The organism is Alkalibaculum bacchi (assembly GCF_003317055.1).
GTDB classification, from domain to species: Bacteria; Bacillota; Clostridia; order Eubacteriales; family Alkalibacteraceae; genus Alkalibaculum; species Alkalibaculum bacchi.
Map to the genome: position 1 here is coordinate 1 of NZ_QNRX01000020.1, position 25,239 is coordinate 25,239.

A 25,239-nucleotide genomic window follows, 5' to 3' on the forward strand; every position below is an offset into this window, starting at 1 on the left:
AAACAACCTAAAATGCTGTGCATAACACTTTATTTTTAGGTGAAAGTATTATGTTGCAATGGATTTATGCCATTTATGATGTGCGAAGTTTGAGTTAATAATATATTTTTGCAAATCTTCAGGAATTTTTATACCTATTTCTTCTGCAATTTCACCATTTATAGCAAAATTAAACTGTGTTGATTTTTCAACAGGCATACTAGCAGCCTCTGCTTCCCCTTTTAAGACTTTAACGGCCATTTGTCCTGTTTGGTATCCCAAATCATAGTAACTGATTCCTAATGTCGCTAATCCTCCATTTTGAAGCATAGCTTCTTCACCACAAATAACAGGAGTCTTTGACTTCGTAGTGATTCCACTAACTACAGGCATTGCAGAAGAGAAAACATTATCTGTAGGAATATAGATCGCATCGCATTTATCTACTATAGCCTGAGTAGCTTGTTGTACATCATTAGAATTGGTTACTGTTACTTCCTCATATTTAAGACCTGCTGCTTCAATAGCTTCTTTTGCCATATTAGCTTGTAAAATAGAATTGTCTTCACTAGAAGTATATAAAACACCTACGGTTTTTGCCTCAGGTACAAGATCGATCAAAAGATCAATTTGTTCTTTTATAGGATTCATATCTGAGGTTCCTGTTACATTTCCTCCTGGTGTATCATTTGAATCGACTAATCTAGCTGATTCAAAATCCGTTACTGCAGTAGCGAGTATTGGAATCTCTGTAGTCTTACCTGCGATGGCTTGAGCTGCTGGCGTAGCAATAGCTAATACCAAATCTACCTTATTGCTTACAAAGCGGTCACTAATACTTCCTAAATTACTTTGATCCCCTTGGGCATTTTGCAGGTCAATGGTCATATTTTCTCCATCCTTATAGCCATTATCCTTTAATGCATCAATAAATCCATCCTTTGAAGCATCTAAAGCAATATGATCCATGTACTGAACAATCCCCACTGTTACATTTTCTTTTGAATCCGATTTTTCTTGCTCTCCATTAGAGCAAGCAACACTAAATAGGATAGATGCCGTGATTAACAGAATTGAAATTCTTTTCGTTATCTTTTTCATAATAATTCCTCCTTTTATTTTTAATTTTTATGTATATGTAAAGCTATTCCTAGAGTCTGAACATACTAGTTCATCTATACCTCGAAATCGACTATGCCGATTTCGAGGTCGCGCTACTCGCTAAATAAAAGCTAAAGCTTTCATTTACGGATTCGGTTAACTGCACATCCAAATTGGCAAGCCATTTGTCTGTGCAGTTAACCGAATCCTGCGAAAGCTCCACTTTCGCTTAGCTCGTTAGTTCACGAAAAAAAGGCCCCCGTTATAGTAATATAACAGGGGCGAATAGTATTCGCGGTACCACCTTGTCTTCGATGTTTGCACATCAATCTCAATTAAGCGACCATCATCGCTTCTCCATGGTATCGGTTGGATTCCGTCACAGCCTACTGAGCAAAAGCCTTTCGGTGCGCAGCTCTCAAGATGTATTCACGATGAATATCTTTACTTTCTCACACCTACCGAAAGCTCTCTCTAAAGATATATAGTATCGTTACTAGTTCTTGGTCATCACTTTTTTGTATTGATATAATTATAATTACCTTATTAGGGTTTGTCAAGAGAATATATCTTACTTTCGACATCTTTTTTAGATTAAAAAGTGTTATATTTGTATCTATCTCTCACACATAGGAATATAGTTTTTTTCTTCTGATACGCTTTTATAAGCGGGTCGAATTATTTTATCTACATTAATTAACTCTTCAATGCGATGAGCACTCCAGCCTACAACTCTAGCTATGGCAAATATAGGAGTAAATAATTCTAATGGAATGCCTAACATACTATATACAAAACCGCTATAAAAGTCCACATTAGCACTTACACCTTTGTACATATTTCTTTTTTTCTCTATTATTTTTGGAGCTAATCTCTCAATCATAGAATATAAAGCAAATTCCTCGTGATTTCCTTTTTCTTCAGACAACTGTTCTACAAAGGTTTTAAATATTGTAGCTCTTGGATCAGATAAAGAGTAAATTGCATGACCGATACCATAAATAAGCCCTTTTCTGTCAAATGCTTCTTTATCTACTAATCTTTCTAGATAAGCTCCTACTTCCTCTTCGTCCTCGTAACGAGTAACGTGTTGTTTTAGGTCTTCCATCATTTCAACTACTTTTATATTTGCCCCGCCATGTTTTGGCCCTTTTAAAGAACAAAGAGCTGCTGCAATAGAGGAATAAGTATCTGTTCCAGAAGAAGACACTACATGAGTAGTGAATGTAGAATTATTTCCTCCACCGTGTTCCATATGAAGGACTAAGGCTAAATCTAGGACTTTTGCTTCAAGCTCGGTATACTTCATATCAGGTCTAAGCATACGCAGTATATTTTCTGCTGTAGATAAGTTAGGATCTGGCCTATGAATGTACATGCTCTTATCTCGGTCGTAGTGATTATAGGCATGATAACTATACACAGCTAACATTGGAAAGACACTTGTCAACATCATACATTGCCCTAAAACAGTTTGAATAGATACATCTGAAGCATGTTCGTCGTAAGATGAAAGTGTCAGAACACCTTTTGCCAATGAATTCATAATATCTTTACTTGGAGCCTTCATAATTACGTCTCTTACAAAATTTGTTGGCAATGATCTACTACTTGCTAATAGTTCCTTAAAATCAGTAATTTGCTTATTATTAGGTAAATTACCAAATAACAATAAATAAGCTGTCTCCTCGAAGCCAAACTGATTATCTTTTAAATAACCATTTACTAAATCGATAATATTATATCCCCTATAGAGTAGCTTTCCTTCACAGGGAATTTTTTGATCATTCTCGTATTTATACGCTTCTATACTTGAAATATTCGTAAGTCCTGCTAATACACCGACACCATTTTTATCTCTTAATCCTTTTTGTACATCATACCTTTTATATAGAGAAGAATCTATTTGACTATTTTCTCTGCATAATTTTGATAGATCATCGATTTTGTTTTTCCAATCCATTCGTTCAATCAATCTGATCAGCTTCCTTTCTAATATTCTTCCGTATCTTGCGAAGTACGGAAAGAAAAACCTTTAATTCGTCTTGGCTTATATCCTTTTGTAATGACTTATAAAATTTTTCTTCGATTTTAAATAATTTGTTTGTAATTTCTTTAGCATCTGACGATAATTTTAAATGTATAAAACGACGATCTTGTCTATCTTGTACAATACAAAGTAACCCTTTTCTTGATAAACCATCTACAGATTTGCTTATTAATGATCTAGATAGGTGATGATATTCTGCAATATCTCTAGCCGTATCATACTTTTCATTTTTCCATAAAAATAGAAGCACATCGATCTCATTTTGCGTTAAGTCATATTCTTCCATAAAACCAGAATACATATTCTCATATATTTTTTTTACTTCAATAGCTGAAATAATGAACTTTTCTCCAGCAGTATGGTGACTCATAATATCATCTGTTATATTTTTCATTTAACCTTCCTAATATTCTAATAATAGATAGTTCAATTTTTAATTATTAATAATTGAATTATATTCTAACTTTCTTATTTTGTCAATATTGAAAAATGACAAAACTCTTTAATATCAGCCATTCTCATGACAATTATGTTATTTTTTTGTTAATAACTAATCATGATTGTGCATTTTAATGATTGTGAAAAAGGTATAGAATTATATCAAACATCAAACAATATCTATCATCATAATAAATATCATCATAGGAGGAATTAAAATGAAATTAAAAAATAAAGTTGCTATTGTAACAGGATCTACATCTGGAATGGGAAGGGCTACAGCTGTATTATTTGCTCGAGAAGGGGCTAAAGTAGTCATTTCTGGTAGAAATGAAGAGAGAGCAAAAGAAGTCGTAAACCAAATCAAAAGCGAAGGTTTTGAGGCTATGTATGTTCTTATAGATACATCAAAGATTGATGACATGAAAGTCCTATTTGACAAGACCATGGAAACATACGGAACAGTAGATATTCTATTTAATAATGCAGGAGCACTTAGTACAAAACCTGTGCCAGAAGTTTCTCTTGAAGAATGGAATAGTGTATTCAATGTAAACGTAACATCTTCGTTATACTTAACACAATTAGTCGCACCTGTTATGAAGGAAAAAGGCAAAGGTGTTATCATCAATACATCTTCTGTAGCAGGTTTTGGCGCTCATCATGGTTCTGTAGCTTACGTATCTTCAAAACACGCTATGAATGGTCTTACAAAATCTATGGCATGGGAACTAGGTCCTGAAATTCGAGTAAACGCGATTGCACCAGGTTTAATACATACAAAAATGGTCGATGACTTTGGAGGTCTTGGAATCTTAGAAGGAATGATCCAAGGTAGTCCTCTAAAAAGACATGGTGTACCTGAAGATATTGCCAATGTAGCATTATTCTTAGCAACAGACGACTCTTCTTTTATAGATGGTCAAGTTATCAAAGTGGACGGTGGCGTAGAGATATAATTTCCTACTTTCTTATAGTAAAGGATCATTCATTACATGAGTGGTCCTTTTTTATTCTTTGAAATATTCTGTACATCACTTTGCTCACAAGTACAAGGTAGGTATATACTCTAAATACCTACCTATGGCACATGAAGATTTTTTTATTTTGGTAGCATTTTTAGCTCACCTAATATCTGATAATATTCTATATCTAATTGAGCTACATCGTCTTCTTTTGAGGGCATAGATAATTTGCTGATTACTTCAGAAAGACGATTCTTTAGAATTATTTTTCGCATTTGGACTTCTTCATCTTGTTTACATTGATCTTTATCCTTACTATTTAAATACTCCGAATAATTCCCCGTAAACATAATAATTTTTTGGTTCTCAATAGCAAGAACGTGATCTGCTACTTCATCTACAAAATGTCGATCATGAGAAACAAATAGTATGGTTTGTTCATAGTTTTTAAGGGCGCCCTCTATTGCCTCTAAACCATCTATATCCATATAATTAGTAGGCTCATCTAATACAAGTAGGTTAATATCCTGCAACAAAATCATGGCAAAAGAGACCTTTACCCGCTCTCCACCACTTAAGACGTGAATCTTTTTATGCACATCGTCTTCTTTAAAAAGTAAACTAGCCAATAATGTTCTTGCTAAATGTTCGGGATAAATGCTTTCTTCCATAACATTTTCTAAAATAGTTCGATTCGCATTTAATATATTTAAATCCTGATTAAAATACCCGAGTTTAGCACCTTGAGCAATTTTAATAGATTCATCATTTTCCGTAATCATTTTTATTAATGTGCTCTTTCCACATCCATTAGGTCCTATGAGAGCTACTTTTGATCCATTCTTTATATGAAATCTTGCGCTTTTAAAGAGCTTCTTTTTACCAAATGATTTATTGAGATTTTCTCCTTCTACTATTATCTTGCTATAGAGTCTATCCCCTTCAAGCATATTTAATTTTATGCCAGGTAGTTCTTTAGGCTTTTCCTTCACTTCAAGGTGTTCGATTCTCTTTTCCACATTTTTAGCCATTCTTTCAAGATTTGTTTTTGCCTTTTGTCCACCCATCTTATGAAGCCTAGCCTCAGAACTCCCCATCCTTTTAGGTGCTCTTTTAATGCTTTTCACTTTATCCTTTGTTTGATGTACGACACCTTCAAGACGTTTTTTCTCTTTTATATATTCATTATACTCAAGCTCTGCTCTCTGTCTTTGTTGGATCTTTTGATCTTTATAATCTGAATAATTGCCACTATATACTTTTATCATGCCATTTTCTATTTCCAGAATTTTATTGCACAGTGTATCTAAGAAATTTCGATCATGAGAAACCAGAAGTAAAGCTCCTTTGTACCCTTGAAACATTTCCTCTATAAGTGTAATGCCATCCATATCTACATTACTAGTTGGTTCATCGGCAAATAATATTGAACTGTTATTTGTCAAAGCATCTGCAATCTTAAATCGAGTCTTTTCTCCACCGCTCATATGCTCACTCCAAATAGCTCTGATTTTAAATGTAGAAGCTATTTCTTGAGTTGTTTCTTTACATATTGGTTCCTCTAGCTGTGATATATAAGAAATACTTCCATGACATTTCACCAAACCTTCATCTGGCTGAATTCGCCCACTCAAAATATTCATTAAAGTTGTCTTCCCTACGCCATTTCTTCCTACAATTCCTATCCTGTCTTCTGCATATATTTTTAAATTGTCTAGATTGAATATCAATCGATCTCCATAATATTTTTTTATTCCATTACCCTCTATTAACAACATAAAAAATCCTCCCTTGAATTGAGAGGATAGTATTGCAGTATTTTTATCTTAATAATCAATAATACAGAGCATTAAACAGATTTTAAGCAACCATAGTTATCAAATGCATGTAATATACACTTATATACCCATAAGCTCCTCAGCCAAATTTATAAGCTATTAATCCATTTTATCTTATTTCTATTACGGTTGCTTACAATCCCTTGGCCCGTTACTTCGGTGTGTTTAATACTTATATAAGATTAACAAGTTTTCTGCAATAAAACAATACTATCCACTCATCGATTTAAATGTACATAAATAGAACCTATATTGGCTTATCTTTGCTACATTCTTAAAACAAATCTTTACAAGTGAATTAAATAATCATTTCTGCAGTTACCTTGCCTTTCCTATAATATTTATCTATTTTCTTTTATTATATAAGGAGTATTCTATCTTGTCAAATATAGATTAATTCTTGTAACACCAAGGTTATAATCCATATCCTTTCATACACAAAACTATTAAAGTAATATATTCTTTTACATCTTATAACTGAAAGAATCCGACCATTTCATCTAGTTGTTCTGCACTTCTTTTATTTTCCATTGTTTGATGTAATACATCGTCTATTTTCGAAGAAATATCAGTTATTCTAGTTGCTATTTCCGTTGTGCCATGTGCTCCTTCCTCTGTTGCTGTTGTAATTTCTTCGATAGCTAGTTTTATTTGCTGTATTGTTTCGTATAATTGCTCTGAAATGGTATTAATTTCAGTCACTATTTGATGTATTGTATCTGCATCTTGATTATATTGAATGCTGGTATCTACGAACATTTCGTAATCATTTACTACCTGATTATCAACAAAGTCTAGAAGCGCCTTCGAATCTTGCACAACACTTTCCACTGCTTCGGAAACATTGTATGTAACGTCATTAATTCTTGATACTGCATTTTTAGAATTTTCAGCTAACACCCTGATTTCATCTGCGACGACTGCAAATCCTTTTCCTGCTTCACCCGCTCTAGCCGCTTCAATCGAAGCATTTAATGCTAGTAGATTTGTCTGAGAAGTGATTTGTAAGATAGCCTCAGAAAGCTCTTTAATTTCTTCTATTGCTTTCGTCTTTATTATAGACTCTCGTAATTGAGTATTGGTTCTATCATAAATATCTATTGCATTTTTCTGTGATATTCCGGTTTCTAATTTAAGCTTTCCTGCTCGTTGTTTGATTTCATTTGATAGTTGCTCTCCATGTAAGGTTCTTTCTTTCATGTTTGACACTTCATTTTCTATTGCATAAGTAGATGCATTCATTTCTTCTGTTGATGCAGATGTTTCTTCCATTCCAGCTGACAGTTCTTCTGTTGTTGCTGATATATCTTCAATATTTCCATGAACTTCTTTCATTCTTGTTAATGATTTATCTGCAATTGTTTTTACATTTTCCGATTCTGCTTGAATATTTTTAATGATACCTGCAAATTTCATCTGCATATTTTGCGATGATTGTGCAATTACTCCTACTTCATCCTTTCTATTTAATAGTTTTTCTTCAAACTGGAAATCGAATTTTCCTTCTTCCATAAGTTGAAGTCTATTCTGAATCATATTGATTCCTTTAGCGATAGTATTTCCAAGAAAATACGAAACAATTATTCCTGTAATCATTAATGCTCCTGCTAGAAGCACAATCATTATGACAGTAGCATTAATCGTCTGTGAAACTACATCAGTATATATTCCTACAAACCACATTCCAATTACAGCATCATTACTATCCTTTAGAGGTACATAATATGTTTGAGCTGACTTTCCTAAAATATCAGCAGTTCCAGAATATGGTTTTCCTTGAATAAGAACCTGCTCAATCACCTCATCTGAAGCTTGCGTTCCAATCATACGTTTTCCACTTTCATCCAGAATATTGGTGGTGATTCTGGTATCATTCTGGAATATTGTAGATTGCACACTGGTTCCTTTTGTAAAATCATCAAGCACTTCATAATTTTCATTAATTCGTACATCACCTTTGTAAAGCTCTCCATCTATAACGGACCAATCGCCATCATACGCAATATCAAATAACTGCAAGCCCATATTGGAATAATTTTGTAATTCTTCAGTAGTTTTGGAAAGAATAAGATCATTTACCTTAAAGTTTGTAAATGAGACTATTGATAATGTTAGTACCACAATAATACTAACTGATACTAGTACAATTTTCCACTTAATTTTCATTTTTCTGTTCTCCTTCATTTTGCATTATCTATCCTCACTACATAATTTAAAGTGTTTTTGGAACTACATAGTAGTATAGAAATACAGATTTTATCTTTGCTTGTCACATATTTATATCGGCACTTTGTTCATAATTTTAAGGATCCTATTAATTATTACGAGGACTTTAATTTAAAAGTAAGCAATAAAAAATGCAGGTCAGGTCCACAATGTGGCTTGAGTCTGCATATATACACTAATGTAGCAACAAATCTTTTATGTAAATAGATTAAAAACTGTACATCCCTAGTTCCCTTGGTATATAACCGTATAAAAAATATTCTATCGCCACATCTACTACAACCGCTAAATCTTCTGCATTATAATAATCTTCTATATTTTGATCCATCAAGATATTAGCTGATGCATCAAATTCTTCGTCTTCATCATAAAATACAAACAAAAAATTTACATTTTTCATAAAGTCAAAAGAAAAGGACAGGTCGCCTTGTTCTAGGAATTTTGCTTTTACTAACTCAGCATTTTTTCGGAATACTTCTTTATTTTCACTATACAATTGAGATAATCTTAAAATCGTTCTCTTATAAAAATTAGGATAGTAAATTTGCCCATCCTTTATTTCTTTATACGTAATGTATTTTCCTGTTAAAGAAGTCCCCTTTCCATTGACTAAATACCTTACAATAATGGTCTTAAGCACATAAGAAGTAATCTCTTCTCCTGACGCGGTATATACCTTACCACTTGGATAAAAGACTTTATAGGTTTCCTTCATCATTTCTAATTCAAAGGATTTGTTCGTCTCATTATAAGGAATTCCTAGTGTTGTGGCAATTACATTAGGGTCCATTTTTGAAAACTTGTCTACAATATAATCAAAAGGCACTTTTTCTTGATGCTCGCGCATTTTTTTCTCCTCCCGCTGTATCTATTTTTATATTAGAAAAGTTCTATTTTTTAACTTAGCTAATATCTAAACCTTTTTTATATAAAGATTGAATCTTTGACCTATGATACTTGACCCTATCACTGGTCGCTGAAATTTTATAGCACTTTTATTGATTTATGTCATTGTACAGTTTGCGATATCGATCTAATTCTCTCTTCAACAGATTTGGCGTATCCAACTCGTAGGGGCATCTACTCTTGCATTTTCCACATTCAATACAATCATTGATTTTTTCCATTTTTTGAGCAAATTCTTCTGTAAGATAAGGTTCTGCTGGAGATCTCGTCATAAGTAAGCTGATTCTAGCACTTTGGGGGATATCGATTTCAGCGGGGCATGGTAAGCAATAGCCACAACCTCTACAAAAATCACCTGATAAACCCTCTTTAGACTTCTCTATTGCGTTTTTTAAGTCTTCATTATACAATGGTGGATTATTTGCTAAAGATATAAATTCTTCTAATTCACTAAGGCGTTGTATGCCGTAAATGGGCACTACATTTTCGTATTGTTCCATAAAACCAAAAGAAGCCCGGCTATCATTAATAAGGCCTCCCGCCATAGCCTTCATAGCAATAAATCCAGTATCTGTTCTTTTACACTCTTCTACTAATGCGATCTCTTTCTCTTGTGATAATAGAGAAAAAGGAAATTGCATAGTCTCATAAAGACCTGATTTCACTGCATCAAATGCCAAATTCAGTCGATGATTTGTCATTCCAATATGTTTTATTTTACCTTTTTCCTTTTCCTTATAAACTGCTTCATATATATCTTCTGAAGGAAGCTCATCAGGATTATGGAATTGAAAAATATCGATATAATCTGTTTGTAAACTCTTTAGGCTTTGATCAATATTTTTTAGGATTTTTTCCTTATCAAATACTTGGGATTTGGTAGCGATAACAATCTGATCTCGAACATCATGTAATGCGTGACCGATTTTCATTTCACTATCTGTGTACATATTTGCTGTATCGTAAAAATTTATTCCACTTTCAAAAGCCCTTTTTAGTATAGCATCGGATTCCTCTATACTTACTCTTTGAATGGGCAATGCTCCAAATGCCGTTTTCGACACATAAAGCGCTGTCCGCCCTAATCGGATTTGCTTCATATTTTCACCTCACGTAAGTTATCTCTTTATTTATATTATATATGGACTTGTAGTGGAATTCCAATACTAAATAGTGAAAAGCGAAAAGTTAGAAGCTGAAAGCTGAACTCGCCTGTAGGCGAGATAATATAAGATCCTTCGGCTTAAGCCTCAGGATGACCGTGCAAGGGCTGAGGTGTCAATAGAAGAAACGTCATTAACAATTGCGTTCCTACTGCCTACCAGTCACCTTCCCACTGTTTAACCATCGTTCAACAATGTAATTCACTTAGAACTTGGAACATGAAGCGCCTTCGGCGTTTCATGTTCCACAGAAAGTACGATATGAGCAGCTCGAAGCTGGTGGTAAGGTGGCGTATTCTTTTTGATCTGGGTTGTGATCATAGGGTCTTGATAAAACATCTAATAGTTTTTTTATTACGTTATAATCACCTTTTTCAGCAGATTCGAGAGCTTCTTCCACTCTGTGGTTTCTTGGTATAATAGCTGGATTGTTGTTTTTCATAAGATCTCTAATAGACTCTTTACTTTCACCTTGTCTACCTAATCTGCTCTGCCATTTTTTATGCCACTCTACAAATTCGGGCTTATCCATTAGAGCCATCCCCTCAATTTGATTGAAGGTTAAGGATACAAAAGTATTTGTATAGTCCGCCTTGTATTTATGCATTATAGAGAGAAGTTCCTCTACTAAAGACTCATCTTCAGACTCTATATTTGTTAGCCCTAGTTTCTTTCTCATACCTTCTAACCACTTCACATGATATAATTCATCATACTTTTCAATGGCTGCTTGAGCAAGTTTAATAGCTTTGTCTTGATTTTCATCTATTAATGGCAGCATGGCCTCTGCTAATCTACATAGATTCCAATTTCCAATAACAGGTTGATTTTCATATGCATATCGCCCATTCGTGTCAATTGAGCTAAATACAGTTTTAGGATCATAAGTATCCATAAAAGCGCATGGACCATAATCAATTGTTTCACCACTTATGGTCATATTATCTGTATTCATGACTCCATGAATAAAACCAACTAATTGCCATCTGGCGATGAGTTCTGCTTGCACTTTACAAACCTCTTCTAGAAGTGTAAGACTCGAATTGGCACTGGCTGCTTGGCTTGGATAATGGCGTTTTAAAGAGTATCTTACCAAAGCATCTAATTCTTCTCTTGATCCATACTTTGATGCAAATTGAATGGTCCCAACTCGAATATGACTTGAAGCCACTCTCGTAAGAATAGCTCCTGATAAATTTCTCTCCCTACGAACAGTCTCTCCTGTTGCTACCACTGCTAAACTACGAGTGGTTGGTATACCGAGATAATGCATTGCTTCACTAATGATGTATTCTCTTAACATAGGACCAAGTGCAGCTCTACCATCCCCTCCTCTTGAAAACTTTGTCCTACCGCTTCCCTTTAATTGAATATCATATCTTTCTCTTGCAGGGGTTATTTGTTCGCCTATTAACATAGCCCGTCCATCACCCAGGATGGTAAAATATCCAAATTGATGACCAGCATAAGCCTGTGCAATAGAGAGTGCTCCTTTTGGAAGTGAATTACCAGCTAAAATATGAATTCCTTCTTCCCTCTCTAAAGCATGTACATCTAAGCCTAATAAATTTGCTACAGACTGATTTAGTACGACTAATTTAGGTGAGTCTACTGGATTTGGCTCTACTTTAGAATAAAAAAACTCTGGTAATAAAGAATACGTATTATCAAAGTTCCAGCCTATTTCTAAATGTTTATCTTTTTCCATAATTTTTCCTGCTTTCATCTGATTTTCTAAAATATATACTTAAACTTAATTTGAGCATTACAAAAAGTTAATATTTTTATTATATGCTTCAATTATACCTTTATCCACTATAGTCAAAACAAGATTTGTATAAAAGGAATATATATAGCTCACTTAATACATTCGACAAATCGTCTCCATATTTTTAAATATTTTTTGCTTAACACTTGCATATATTATAAAAAACACCTCATATCTCTACAGATGACAGAATAATCAATACTTTATTAAAATGTATACAGATAGGAGAGAATTTGATGAACTCAAAAAAAACTTTTGTACTTGACACAAATGTTCTACTTCATAATCCTTATTCACTTTACTCATTTGAGGATAATAATGTTGTTATTCCTGCAGTTGTGATTGAGGAGTTAGATAAATTCAAAAAGGAGAGTTCGGAACTAGGTGCAAATGCAAGACATGTAGCTAGATTATTAGATAGTTTAAGGGAAAAGGGAAACCTTAACTCTGGTATACTACTTGATAATGGCTCATTTCTCCGTATTGAAATGAATTTTCATAATGTTGTATTAAATGAAAGCTGGCAAGGTAGTGTTAACGATAATAGAATACTTAAGGTATGTATAGGTCTCCATGAGAAAGGAGAAAAAGTATATCTTATTACCAAAGACGTATTTGCACGAATCAAAGCCGATATCTTGGGTATTATAGCTCAAGATTTTTTCACAGAACAAGCTCCTAATTATGAAGAACAGTATTCTGGGCGTCTTGATGTGTATACTTCAAAAGAAAAAATTGATTATTTCTACAGTTGTCAAAATTTAAATCCGGAGGACGTAAGTTTATACAAATATGGTAGTGTATTGACTGCAGAGGATTTCGTTATCAATCAATTTTTAATTCTTCATGGAGAAGGTAATGAGAAACAAACTGCTCTAGCACGATTTGATGGTCAAAAAATCGTCCCCCTTCGTTTTTTAAAAGAACGCCCCTATGGAGTGATCCCTAGAAATTCAGGGCAAAAATTTATGCAGGAAATATTAATGATGAGCCCTGAAACAGCCCCTTTAGTTATTATCAAAGGACCAGCTGGCACCGCTAAAACCTTTTTTTCACTTGCCGTTGGATTACATAAGATGCTAAGAGAAGAACCTCTCGTCTACCGAAAAATACTTATTTGCAGACCAAATGTAAAGTTTGATGAAGATATTGGTTTTCTTCCTGGAACGGAACAAGAAAAAATCGCACCCTTCTTAAGGCCAATTATGGATAATCTAGAAATTTTATTAGAACAAAGTGATAAAAGTCTTCTTGATTGTGACAAAAGAGTCAAAGAAAAAATTGATGAACTATTTGGAAATAATATCATCAATGCAGAAGCCATGGCTTATTTAAGAGGTCGTTCTATTGCTAATCAATGGGTTATTATTGATGAAGCACAAAACTTAACGCCAAAACAAGTAAAGGGCATTATTACTAGAGCTGGAAGAGGTACAAAGATTATTTTAACTGGAGACCCAGCACAAATAGATCAGCCATTTTTAGACAGCAGAACCAATGGATTAAGTTACGCTTCAGAAAAAATGAAAGGAAGTAAACTCTGTTATCAAATCACCTTAACAGATGAAGAATGTGAACGTTCTGATTTAGCTTATGAGGCTGCTTTAAATATGTAAGTAAGTTGTAAGTTCTAAGTAAAAGCTACTAAGGGCTATAAATGGACGACAGAATCGTCGTCCATTTAATATTAAAGTACGAAAAAGGGAAACTAGAAATAAAGTTCCGCTTTCCACATTCCACTTTCCACTACTTTAAAAATCTTTTAATATTTCATCGTTCTTTTTAAAACTATCCTCTTTATTCGAATTTTCTACTTCCTTCTTCATAAGACTCTGCAATTCAAAATAGATAAAAACACCTGTGATCATACTCGCTAGAAAATCTGCTATAGGTCCTGCTGTAATGACTCCTTCTAAGCCCATAAAATTAGGCAATATAAGAAGTAAAGGTATTAAGATTAACACTTGTCTAGACAAACTAAGCAAAGCTGAGTGGGTAGGCTTTCCAATGGCTTGAAAGTAATTTGATGAAACGATTTGAAAACCAATAAGCGGCAAAAATAATGTGAATCTCCTTAAGGCAATAATGCCAAAAGAAATCAACTCTGGTTCTGTATTATTAAATAATTTTATTAAAAAACCAGGAAACACTTGTATAATGATAAATCCAAATGTTGTTATAATCGTTGCAATGATAACCGCAAGCTTATAGGTTTCTTTTACTCGATTAAATTGTCTGGCACCATAATTATAACCAATTATAGGTTGAGATCCTTGATTAATTCCAAATAGAGGCATAATCATAAGAGTCAAAATACTATTAACGATTCCCATAGCAGATATAGCAATGTCCCCTCCGTATTGAACAAGGCTCTTATTCATAATAAAGTTTAACAAGCTAGCTGCGATTTGCATAAGAAAAGGTGCAAATCCCATAGCAAAGATGCTGCCAATAATTCTTAGCTCTAGTCTTAAATTTTTTCTACGAATCTTAATAGTGCTTTTGCCTCTTAAGAAATAACTAAACACCCATATGAAGGAGACAAATTGAGACATGATTGTGGCAAGGGCAGCGCCTTCCATCCCCCAACCAAATCCAAAGATAAATATTGGATCAAAAATCGTATTAATTACTGCTCCAATAAGCATGGTATTCATTGCCATTTTAGGGTTTCCATCAGAACGAATAAAATTGTTCATACCCATAGATGTAGATTGAAAAACGGTTCCTATTAGTATGATTCTTAAATAGGCCCTAGCATAAGGTAATACTTCCTTACTTGCACCTAATAATTCCAGTATAGGATCTAATAATACTAATCCAGTTATCGATATAATCGTAGATATTCCTATTAAGAGAACAACAGCATTGCCAAAAATCAATTCTGCTTCTTCTTTTCTTTGTTCTCCTAATCGAATAGCAACTAAAGCATTTGCCCCTACTCCCACTAGCATAGAAAACGCCATAATTACTAACATTACTGGAAAAGATACGGTAATTCCTGCGATTCCTAAGGAGCCTACTCCATTACCGATAAAAATTCGATCTACAACATTGTATAAAGCGTTTACCAGCATACCTACGATTGCCGGAATTGAAAATTTCAAAAGTAGTTTAGATATTTTATCTTCACCTAATTGTCTTGTACTGTCCATATTATTCATCACCCTTTTCAAAATGTCCTCCATTTACATGGATTATTCAAAGAATCTTTCGATTCTCATTAAGTATGACTATATTGTTTTTTTCTACTCTATATACATCATCTTCTGTAGAAAAAATGTTCTTGCTCATCTTCATAATAATTGCACGTACAATTATAACATCTACTTATATAAAATAAAAGTAATCTTATGTTATCTTAATATTGTAAATTAGTTTTGACTTTTAGTCTGAAAGTAGTAAAATATTACAGAAAATAAGAATATGAGAGGAGTTTTATGGATGAAAGAAGTATATGATTTTTTAAAGAATTGCGAAACGTATTACCTTGCAACTGTAGAGGGTGATCAGCCAAGAGTTCGACCATTTGGTACGGTTAATATTTTTGAAGACAAGCTTTATATTCAAACTGGAAAATCAAAAAATGTATCAAAACAAATGATGAAAAATCCAAAAGTAGAAATTTCTGCATGTAATGGTGGAGACTGGATTCGGATTGAAGCCATTGCAGTAGAAGATGATCGGGTAGAAGCAAAACAAAGCATGCTTGACAGTTACCCTTCTCTACAAGAAATGTACTCCGCTACAGACGATAATACACAAGTACTTTATTTAAAAGATGCAGTAGCTACATTTTCATCTTTTACGAAAGAGCCAAAAGTAGTTCGATTCTAAATAAATTCTACGTTAAAACACCTAAACTTTTTTTGGGTGTTTTTTTGTTACGTATAGAAATTCTTTTTTGCGGAAAGCGGAATGCTGAAAGCTGAAATTCAACTCGCCTTTAGGCCATTTAATACTTTTAAACTATTATTTAGCTATCGTTTAACCATTGCTCAACTACTGTCCAACGATCGTTCAAAAGTTGCTTTTCAATTAAATTCATCATATAATAAATGTTCATGAAAACATAGGCACAAAAAAGGAGTTACTAATGACAAATAATATTGAAGGAATGAAAAAACTTATCGAAAAGAAAAAGAAACAAAGCTCTGAGCAAGGAAATACTAGCACCAAGCCTAATAAGAAAAAAGTAAGCAGCCGTAAAGCCTTTAAAATTTCAAATGGTGGCGGATTCTTTGATAAATAATTCCTTTTAAGGTGGTCCGCCGTAGCTTGCAACCAATCGATTTTCGCTAACGCTCATCCTCTTGGGCAAGCCTAGCAGGGGTAATACCGATGGATTTTTCTCTCCCTTCGGTCAAGACAAATCGAGTATTACTCCCAGGTGGTCAGGAAAACTGTCTCGCCTCTAGGCGAGGTTGGTTTTCCTTTCCACATTCCACCTTCCACTTTCAGCTAATAAGTCACATTCTTAATCCACTTCCCAGACTTAATCCGCATAAAGGCAAGGATGCATTTAACAAGCTCTTCTACAAGAGCTAGAGCATATACTACATGTACGGGAAAACGAAATACAAAAGCACCTAGTATCGTTAATGGTACACCTATAAACCACATGGTAAAACCTTCAATAATAAATGCCCGTCCTGCATCTCCACCTCCACGCAGTACCCCTACTACCAAGACGATACCTATAACTCTAATAAAGAAAATAAAGGATATCATATATAAAATTGCTTGAGCGCTACTTCGTACACCACTAGAAACATTAAATATATCTAGTATAAATGGAGAGGTAACGGCTAGCATGGCTCCTAGGACAAGACTCATAAGAAAAGATATTACAATCATTTTCTTTGCATAGTCACGACCTTGACCCTCATCGCCTGCTCCAATGCTATTTCCAATCATAATGGATGCTGAACTTGATAATCCAAAGGTGATGACCATAAATAAATTGTTTACCGTATTACAAATTTGAATAACAGCTACAGCTTGAGCTCCCATATGGCCATAAACAGCTGCGTAAACTAAGCTAGCCAGGCCCCAACACATATCATTTAAAATAACTGGAAAAATGGTCTGGTAGGACTTTTTCATAAAATTAAAAGTAAAATCCATCAGTTCCTTTAAAGATGCCGCCAATACGCTTTTACTTAAATAAACAGATATTAATAAGAGAAAGGTCTCTACGATTCGAGCAATTACCGTAGCTATAGCAGCTCCTGCAACACCTAAAGCTGGTGCGCCAAATTTTCCAAATATAAATATGTAATTAAAAAAGATATTCGTAAAAAGGGCAATTATGCTTATGATCATTGGCAATGTAGCATTGTTTATCGATCTTAGAGAAAAATTATATACAAAAGAAATCCCTGTAAAAATATAACTAATCAGCACGATTTTCAAATACCTTTCGCTCAAGGCTGTAACCATTGGATCATTATTAAACAAACTAATAATTTGTTTTGGCACTAAAAAACCAACAATCATAAAAATGAGAGCAATAATACTTGCAGATAGTAAACCAATACCCAATATCTTTTTAATATTTTTCTCGTCTCGTTTACCCCAATATTGGGAAATAAACACGCTGCATCCTCCGCACAATCCAATAAGAATCATATTAAAAAAGAAAAAATACTGATTGGCAATTCCTACCGCTGCAATCTCTACCTCGCCTAGTTTTCCTACCATTGCCGTATCCATCATATTTAATAGTGAGGATATGAGATTTTGAATAATAATAGGTGTGGCAATCATAGCCATCTTGCGGTAAAACTTTTTGTCATCGAAAATACTTCCTACTAGCTGTGTGATTTTCGTCATGTAAACCTCCATATAATAACTATTCTTTATGATAGCGCTTTAATCCTTCTTTATGACAAATTTTAGACCCCCTTATTAGGGGGTCTAAAATTTCCACGCTCTCAACTTCTTTGTTTATTATAACATATAAATCGCTTAATATATAAAAGTTCATTATTTGTAGAGATCTTTAATAGAATTTTATATTTTTCTGTTCATCACATAGTATAATAGCTGATTCATTTTTATGTTTCGTCTTTAATAAAACCTTTCGTCCCCACAAATCTTGAACATACCTTAATGTCTCCTCTAGGTATTTTGCTTGTAATTCTCTCCCATCATATACGTGTTCTAAAGTCAATATTTTCTCTTTTTTAGACATATCTATAACTCTTATATATGGAATGCTTCCCATGCCTGCAGAGTCTGCCAGAGTATTTCGAATGAGCTCCCAGCCATCTTCATCAGCAACTTTTTCTATTATATACTCATACCCTTGCTTGCAATATTCAAATAGATTCAGTTTCTCACAAATCTCTTGTGTTAAGTAACGCCTAATAAAAGATGCGTCCCGATCAAATTCTCGTACCTCAAATATTTTCTCTTCTCCGTATCTCTCTTTTAGATCACAAAAGATTTCAAAACCTAAATGATAAGGATTCAATCCACCTAAAATTGGCCTAACTACATCATTGTGACGCTTTATAAACTCTAGATGAAGGGGTGGAGGCAATTGTAACTTCTTAAGTATATTATAATGCCAGTAACTAGCCCAACCTTCGTTCATGATCTTTGTTTCTATTTGAGGTGCAAAATACTGGGATTCTTCACGTACAATATTAATAATATTCTTTTGCCAATCCTCTAAATCACTATATACGCTAATAAAATACAGTATATTGTCTTCAGATTGTAATGGGATTTTATTAAAATCAGGTGGTTCTACTTCTACTCTAGGCTCTAAGATACTATAGTGAGTGCTACTTTCTTTGTAATCATCAATCATCTCTTGTCTCAAGATGTGATTCTCTTTTCTTTTTTGCCCCATTGTCCTAGAAACTTGAAATCGAATAGAATGTGCTGCATTAAGCATCTTTTCCACATTATCATAACCAATACTTGGATCATTGATGTAATTTCGTATCATCATTCCATGATTTTTAAACATCTCTAAAGTATTATAGGCCTTCGTACCCTCCTTAAATAATCGATTATTCTTAAAAAAATCATTATGCCCATACACATGAGCCATGGTTAATATCTGAAGAAGTAAAGTATTATCATTCATAAGATAAGCAATACAAGGATCTGAGTTTATGACCATCTCATAAGGAAGACCAGTCAAATTATATTTATGCAATGTCTTTGTCTTCTCAAAGGATTTTCCAAAGCTCCAGTGAGGGTACCTTGATGGCATACCTGAGTAAGCCTCATAGGCAATCATCTCATTAAAATTGACAATTTCAAACTCTTGAGGATAATAGTCTAAATCAGATTCCTTAGCAATAATTTCGATCTTGTCATTCCATTTTTCTAAATCATTTATCGTATAATCCATAACTTAACCCTCTTTTATGTCCATTTTTAATATATTTTTAAAAACCTGCCATACTTCCTCTTTTCTTAGAATGGATTGGGTTACAAACCGTTCATGCTGAACTCTCTCTAATAATAATTTTTGAATGGTGCCATTGAAGAAATAAGGCATAATCTCTATGTATCCAAACATATTACAAAGGTGGCAAAGTTCATTTGCAGTTTCTATGGCTTTTTCATTATCTTCTGACCAGTTATCTCCGTCACTAGCATGAAAAGCATAAATATTCCAACGCTTAGGATTATACTTTTCTTTAATTACGTGAAGTGCCATTTCATAGCCAGAGGATATATACGTTCCCCCAGACTCTACTTTATGAAAAAATTCTTTTTCAGTAACTAATTTTGCTACTGTCGAATGAGATATAAAAACTACTTCCACATTGACGTATTTCATCTTTACAAATTGATACAATAAAAAGTAAAAAGACCGAGCTAAATATTTTCTCGTTATATCCATAGAGCCAGAAGTATCCATGATACAAATAATGACTGCATTGGATTCTTTTCTTTTTGTCTCCTTTATTCTGTGATATCGGATATCATCTTCTTTAAATGGAAATCTTCCTATATCTTCCTCTATGCCTTCTTCCTTTAAAAGCCTTTTCATAGATTGCTTTCTCATTAATTTTTGAATAACCGTTCGTTTTTTTGCCAATCTTGGAGGTATGCCCTTTCTCTGATATCCTGATTTTTTTCTCGAATGGTCTGTTACCACTTCTGAAAACCTTTTCTTATCTAAATAGGGTAAATCTAAATCCTCAAACAAATAGTCCACAATTTCTTCAATGGTAAGCTCCGTTTCGTAGATGTCCTCACCCTCGCTATTTCCTGCCCCATTATTCCCCTTGCCTTCTATTTGATTTGAAGAATCCTCTCCTACTTTGTCTCCCCTTTTTTCTGTTCCATCACCACTAGCAATACTAGGTGAATTCTTTCCATATATAAACTGATATTCCTTTAAACCTCGTATAGGCACTTTAAACTTTTTATTACCATTTCCTCCAATGATCCCTTCCTCTGCTATAATATCGGGGAGATTCTTCTTTATTGAATCCTCTACAAGATGACGATGACGACGTCGATCTTCTGCTGATCTATCCGTATTAAATGGCTTGAAATCCCTAAATATCGCCATGGCTTTAATCCTTCCATAGATTATTCGCCGCATACTTAAGTATTACGTCACAGCAGTGATCACAATATCCATTTACCTTTAGCTCTTGAACCATAGCATTATACTTTTTGTCTTGTTCTTCATCTCGAACTTTCGCCTTTGTAATAATACGAGATAATTCCCTAACAGATGTGGTCAGTTTTCTCTCCACTGCATCCTTTAATGGCTCGTAGCAGGTATAGTCCATTTTGCTGCCCTTCCTTATAAGATAAAACATATATGAAGTCACATCTTGCCTAAAGCCTTTAGCAGAGCTTTCAGATACTCCTATATGTTCTTCAATGGATCTCATAAAGATCTCATCAGGATGTAACAGTTCTCCAGTTGCCGTATCTTTGAGTTTTGATTGATTCAAAAATGCTTCTGCATGATCTAGATAATTATTGAATAAGCTTTCTGCTTGTTCTCTAAAACTATGTATAAAAGCTTTTGTGATTTCTTTTTCTAATGTTTTATTGTACTCTTTGCGAACAGTATCTTGCAGAAAGTTTAAATACCTCTTTTTTTCGTCTTCGCTGATATCCATTTCTTTTACAGAACAAATTAATGCCTCTAAAACACTTAATGGATTAATACATCCCGTTTCAGAATTAGCGATGGCATTATCAATTGCTTTGATGGTAAATCGGGTAGATGCTCCTGATAATCCTTCTCTTGTTCCTGCTTCTTCTTTTAATTCTGTAATATCAATGCGAACAGTCGTACCTTGCTCTACAATTTGTGCCCCATTGTAGATCTTTAATTTTGTCAATGGATCTACCTTAGCCGATGGCTCTAAACGAGTTAGTATAGCAAACATAGAAGCGATTTCCATGGTGTGAGGAGCAATATGAGCATCAAAAGTACTTGTCTTTAATATTTTTTGGTAGATTTTTAATTCTTCATTTAATTCAAGGCAATAAGGTACTTCTACTTTTACAATTCGATCTAAAATAGCTTCATTTGTATGATCTGATTTAAATCGATTCCATTCTGATTCATTAGAATGGGCAAGAATGATCCCATCAAAATAAATCATGGAGCCTTTACCAGGAGATGGAATGGATTTTTCTTGAGTTGCCGTTATAATGGTATGGAGGTATTCTACGTCATTCTTAAATACTTCAATAAACTCTACAATCCCTCGATTTCCCACATTAAAGGCACCATTTAAGGATAGCGCTCGTGGGTCATCCTCAGGATATAAGTCTAATTTTGAAATATCTACACTACCCATAAGTACTGACGTATCTTGATTATTTGGATCAACAGGAGGTACTACACCTATACCTTTTCTAGATCGTATGGAAAAATCCGTACGGATTACTTGAAATTTTTCATACTCTCCATGATATTCTTCTTTTAATCGATATCTGCAAATGGGGCATAAATCTCCTTCAATAGGAATTCCGAGAATCTCTTCTAACTCTTTTCTTAAATGCTTTGGTATGAGATGTAAAGGCTCTTCTCTCATGGGGCATCCCTTAAGTGCATAGATAGGTTGACAATCTTCTAAAGCTATTTTTAAAGCTTCAACAAGGGATGATTTCCCTGATCCTACTGGCCCTACAAAGTATAATACCTGTCTTGCCTCCTCACCTTTCATAGCAGCTGAACTAAAATAGTTCATGATTTTCATAATGGTTTTGTCAATGCCAAAAAAGTCATTTTTAAAAAAATTGTATCTACGTATTATTTGATTTCCGTGTATCTTGCGAACGCGCGCATCATCTTCCGGCTTAATCACTTCATATCCTTTTTCTATAATAGTGTCATACATTCTTTTGTGAGATAATTTTGCAAAGTCTGGATTTTCCTTTAGAATTTCAAGATATTCTACTAAGGTACCTTCAAATTCTTCCTTGTTCCTCGTTGCTCTATCTTTATCAAATATCGTCTGAAAGTTCATGATACCTCTCCTCCTTACTTCTATAATAATTGTTAATAGTACATTATATTCTTACAAAATATATCTAAAACTAAAAAGTCATTATTTGTTCTTTCTCTTTTATCTCATCTAAATAATGGTTATACTAAAAAGTAGTGTAAACATTTTTTTAAGGTTGTGAAATATGAAAATTAGATTGGGCTATGTAGCCATTACATTGGGTTTACCAAAAGTGACATCTTCAAGTACAGTGACCTATACCAACTATCAAAAACTTCAAACAGAGGAACAACGATATGAAAAATTAAAGAAATTCACACTTTCTAATCTAGTAGACTTAAGACAAATATTAGAATACAATGTCGTGCACCAAATTCACTTTTACCGAATTACTTCCGCACTGGTTCCACTTGCTACCCATCCAGAAGTGAATTGGGAATATCGAGAATTGTTTAGAAAAGAATTTGAGTCCATTGGCAATTTTATAAAAGAGCATAATATAAGAGTAGATACTCACCCTGATCAATTTAACGTAATAAACAGTGTAAACGATCATGTGGTGAAAAATACTTTAAATAATTTATATTTTCATTCAAATCTTTTTAAAGACTTAAACTATGAACAAGGAAAGATGGTCCTACATGTAGGTAGCGGCGCAGAAGGAAAGGATCTTGCCCTTAAGCGATTTATAACGAATTTTGAAACCTTCCCTGAAGAGATAAAATCAAAAATCATTTTAGAAAACGATGACAAGGTTTTTACAGCGAAGGAAACATTGAGACTTTGTAAGGAAATTGCCACACCCATGGTCTTAGATGTACACCATCACTTATGTAATAATGACGGTACACCTATTGAAGAACTGTTTCCTCAAATAGTCCAAACTTGGAGCAAAGAAAGCCTACCACCAAAATTTCATTTTTCTAGTCCTAGAGAAGGTGGATTAGATAAAAAGCACTCTGACTTTATTAATGTAGATGACTTTATCTCCTTTATTGAGAAAATAAAAGAATACAATGTAGATATGGATATTATGCTTGAAGCCAAGAAAAAAGACTTTGCCTTGTTTGATTTAGTAGATCATTTAAAAAAGGTGCGACCGAATTGGAAGTGGTTAGATGCTTCCACATTTATGTGTTGATCTCCTGCCCATTAAATGTTTTCATAATTAAATGATGGTTTATAATTACTAATAAATACAAACTCATAATTGAATGATATTTTTATGGGTAAATAATAAAATAAAAAGGAGGCAGAGAAATGCACGCTATGGAATTAGTAAGACAAGATACCCAAGCGGTGCTTGCGATTCGGACGAGGACCTCTTTAAAGAATTTATCTATAACTATTAGTTATAAGTGCAAAGAAATCATGAATTATTTAAATGAGTTAAAAGATTTTCCCACTGATGCTCCATACACTGCATACTATAATTGGAATCGAGATGACCTGGATATAGAGGTGGGTTTTCCAGTAAAAAAGGTATACCCTTCCAAAGGAGAAATCTTTGGTAAAGAGTTGCTAGCATGCAAAGCAGTAGTTTGCATTCATAAAGGATCGCACACTAAATTAAAGGACCTATACGCGGAAATCACAGAACTAGTAGATAATAGCGAATACGAAATAGAGGGCATATTCTATGAGTACTATTACAATTTACCAGATGAAGTTCCTGCAAGTGAACTTTTGACGAAGGTAGTTGTTCCTTTGAAAAGAGAAGAAAATTCTTGCTGTTAATATCTTTATAGTTGGGTATGCTTATGTAAAGTTAAACGTAAAATAAGGCCTATAAACAAATTGCTCATAGGCCTTATTAAATTATTTTAATAATTCTTGTCTGCGTATCCTACCCAGCCGCCTTCTTTGACTAGGGTTTTATCGAATTCACCGATTTTAAAATTGATATTCTCTATATCTCCACCACAGTTTATGATAATCTTGTCATCATCCACATCTACTTCTATAGATACATTCTTTCCTGCATAAGTATTAAAAAGGTAGTCTATTTTTTCTTTTGGAAGCTCGATGGCTAGCATTCCACAGTTATACATATTCTGTCTAAAGATTCGTGCAAAGTTTTCTGCAATGACTACATTGATTCCATTGACTTCTAAAGCCCATGGTGCATGCTCTCTTGAAGAACCACAGCCAAAGTTTTCTCTTGTGATGATTATAGCTTTGTCTTCCGTATCTTCTTTTGTAAATCCAGGAAGAACTAAATCCTCCAATAAATAAGGTTTTAGAGCTTCTTTTGTAATTTCAGTAAGGTATTTTGCAGGTATGATTTCGTCTGTATTAATATCGCTTCTATCTAAAAATAGTACTCTCCCACTAAATGTCTTCATTTTTTA

At 33.8% G+C, this 25,239-nt stretch carries 20 protein-coding genes and 1 other annotated feature; of the genes, 6 read left to right on the forward strand and 14 right to left on the reverse strand.

The genetic code is table 11. From position 1 onward, the window contains the following. Positions 1 to 48: 48 nt before the first annotated feature. The 3 genes from DES36_RS12530 to DES36_RS12540 all read right to left on the reverse strand — a co-directional run bounded on the left by DES36_RS12530 (position 49) and on the right by DES36_RS12540 (position 3,524). Positions 49 to 1,080, reverse strand: a complete 1,032-nt coding sequence (locus tag DES36_RS12530) for an ABC transporter substrate-binding protein (RefSeq protein ID WP_113921554.1) — start codon at positions 1,078 to 1,080, stop codon at positions 49 to 51. A 274-nt stretch (positions 1,081 to 1,354) separates the two neighbouring features. Next, positions 1,355 to 1,600: a binding site (T-box leader), on the reverse strand. A 96-nt stretch (positions 1,601 to 1,696) separates the two neighbouring features. Then, positions 1,697 to 3,043, reverse strand: a complete 1,347-nt coding sequence (locus tag DES36_RS12535) for a citrate synthase (RefSeq protein WP_113921598.1) — start codon at positions 3,041 to 3,043, stop codon at positions 1,697 to 1,699. Positions 3,044 to 3,047: 4 nt separating this feature from the next. After that, positions 3,048 to 3,524, reverse strand: coding sequence for a MarR family winged helix-turn-helix transcriptional regulator (locus DES36_RS12540; RefSeq protein ID WP_113921555.1), 477 nt, complete (start codon positions 3,522 to 3,524; stop codon positions 3,048 to 3,050). Between the two features lie 262 nt (positions 3,525 to 3,786). Here DES36_RS12540 and DES36_RS12545 point away from each other — a divergent pair, with 262 nt between their 5' ends. Continuing rightward, entirely contained in the window at positions 3,787 to 4,527 is a 741-nt protein-coding gene (locus DES36_RS12545) for an SDR family NAD(P)-dependent oxidoreductase (RefSeq protein ID WP_113921556.1), read from the forward strand. A 143-nt stretch (positions 4,528 to 4,670) separates the two neighbouring features. Here the strand turns inward: DES36_RS12545 and abc-f are convergent, their stop codons facing one another. The 5 genes from abc-f to DES36_RS12570 all read right to left on the reverse strand — a co-directional run bounded on the left by abc-f (position 4,671) and on the right by DES36_RS12570 (position 12,377). Continuing rightward, the gene (gene abc-f / locus DES36_RS12550; RefSeq protein ID WP_113921557.1) at positions 4,671 to 6,311 is read right to left on the reverse strand and encodes a ribosomal protection-like ABC-F family protein; all 1,641 of its coding nucleotides are present in this window, start codon (positions 6,309 to 6,311) and stop codon (positions 4,671 to 4,673) included. A gap of 531 nt (positions 6,312 to 6,842) precedes the next feature. After that, entirely contained in the window at positions 6,843 to 8,537 is a 1,695-nt protein-coding gene (locus DES36_RS12555; RefSeq protein WP_170128299.1) for a methyl-accepting chemotaxis protein, read from the reverse strand. A 268-nt stretch (positions 8,538 to 8,805) separates the two neighbouring features. Beyond that, complete coding sequence (locus DES36_RS12560; protein WP_113921559.1) at positions 8,806 to 9,444, reverse strand: DUF3786 domain-containing protein; 639 nt, start codon at positions 9,442 to 9,444, stop codon at positions 8,806 to 8,808. A gap of 148 nt (positions 9,445 to 9,592) precedes the next feature. Further along, positions 9,593 to 10,603, reverse strand: a complete 1,011-nt coding sequence (locus DES36_RS12565; protein WP_113921560.1) for an aldo/keto reductase — start codon at positions 10,601 to 10,603, stop codon at positions 9,593 to 9,595. A gap of 301 nt (positions 10,604 to 10,904) precedes the next feature. After that, positions 10,905 to 12,377: a protein adenylyltransferase SelO gene (locus DES36_RS12570; RefSeq protein ID WP_423230763.1), complete on the reverse strand. Its 1,473-nt coding sequence runs from the start codon at positions 12,375 to 12,377 to the stop codon at positions 10,905 to 10,907. Positions 12,378 to 12,670: 293 nt separating this feature from the next. Here DES36_RS12570 and DES36_RS12575 point away from each other — a divergent pair, with 293 nt between their 5' ends. Continuing rightward, positions 12,671 to 14,050: a PhoH family protein gene (locus DES36_RS12575; protein ID WP_113921562.1), complete on the forward strand. Its 1,380-nt coding sequence runs from the start codon at positions 12,671 to 12,673 to the stop codon at positions 14,048 to 14,050. Between the two features lie 135 nt (positions 14,051 to 14,185). Here the strand turns inward: DES36_RS12575 and DES36_RS12580 are convergent, their stop codons facing one another. Continuing rightward, complete coding sequence (locus tag DES36_RS12580; protein ID WP_113921599.1) at positions 14,186 to 15,589, reverse strand: MATE family efflux transporter; 1,404 nt, start codon at positions 15,587 to 15,589, stop codon at positions 14,186 to 14,188. Between the two features lie 289 nt (positions 15,590 to 15,878). Here DES36_RS12580 and DES36_RS12585 point away from each other — a divergent pair, with 289 nt between their 5' ends. Then, positions 15,879 to 16,271: a pyridoxamine 5'-phosphate oxidase family protein gene (locus DES36_RS12585; RefSeq protein ID WP_113921563.1), complete on the forward strand. Its 393-nt coding sequence runs from the start codon at positions 15,879 to 15,881 to the stop codon at positions 16,269 to 16,271. Between the two features lie 259 nt (positions 16,272 to 16,530). After that, positions 16,531 to 16,686 carry a hypothetical protein gene (locus DES36_RS14930; RefSeq protein WP_170128300.1) on the forward strand — a complete coding sequence of 52 codons (156 nt, stop codon included), beginning with the start codon at positions 16,531 to 16,533 and terminating at the stop codon, positions 16,684 to 16,686. Positions 16,687 to 16,895: 209 nt separating this feature from the next. Here DES36_RS14930 and DES36_RS12590 read toward each other — a convergent pair whose 3' ends face one another. From DES36_RS12590 to DES36_RS12605, 4 genes are all read right to left on the reverse strand, one after another. Further along, positions 16,896 to 18,269, reverse strand: a complete 1,374-nt coding sequence (locus DES36_RS12590; RefSeq protein WP_113921564.1) for an MATE family efflux transporter — start codon at positions 18,267 to 18,269, stop codon at positions 16,896 to 16,898. Positions 18,270 to 18,438: 169 nt separating this feature from the next. Next, complete coding sequence (locus DES36_RS12595; protein ID WP_113921565.1) at positions 18,439 to 19,806, reverse strand: SpoVR family protein; 1,368 nt, start codon at positions 19,804 to 19,806, stop codon at positions 18,439 to 18,441. Between the two features lie 3 nt (positions 19,807 to 19,809). After that, complete coding sequence (yhbH, locus tag DES36_RS12600; RefSeq protein ID WP_113921566.1) at positions 19,810 to 20,982, reverse strand: sporulation protein YhbH; 1,173 nt, start codon at positions 20,980 to 20,982, stop codon at positions 19,810 to 19,812. Between the two features lie 4 nt (positions 20,983 to 20,986). Next, positions 20,987 to 22,909 (reverse strand): PrkA family serine protein kinase, encoded by a 1,923-nt coding sequence (locus tag DES36_RS12605; protein ID WP_113921567.1) that lies wholly within the window; start codon positions 22,907 to 22,909, stop codon positions 20,987 to 20,989. A 163-nt stretch (positions 22,910 to 23,072) separates the two neighbouring features. Between DES36_RS12605 and uvsE the strand changes: the two genes are divergently transcribed. Both uvsE and DES36_RS12615 read left to right on the forward strand, forming a co-directional pair. After that, positions 23,073 to 24,029 carry a UV DNA damage repair endonuclease UvsE gene (gene uvsE / locus DES36_RS12610; RefSeq protein WP_113921568.1) on the forward strand — a complete coding sequence of 319 codons (957 nt, stop codon included), beginning with the start codon at positions 23,073 to 23,075 and terminating at the stop codon, positions 24,027 to 24,029. 119 nt (positions 24,030 to 24,148) lie between these two features. Then, positions 24,149 to 24,625 (forward strand): GyrI-like domain-containing protein, encoded by a 477-nt coding sequence (locus tag DES36_RS12615; protein WP_113921569.1) that lies wholly within the window; start codon positions 24,149 to 24,151, stop codon positions 24,623 to 24,625. A gap of 86 nt (positions 24,626 to 24,711) precedes the next feature. Here the strand turns inward: DES36_RS12615 and DES36_RS12620 are convergent, their stop codons facing one another. After that, complete coding sequence (locus DES36_RS12620; protein WP_113921570.1) at positions 24,712 to 25,233, reverse strand: 3-isopropylmalate dehydratase small subunit; 522 nt, start codon at positions 25,231 to 25,233, stop codon at positions 24,712 to 24,714. Between the last annotated feature and the right edge of the window lie 6 nt (positions 25,234 to 25,239).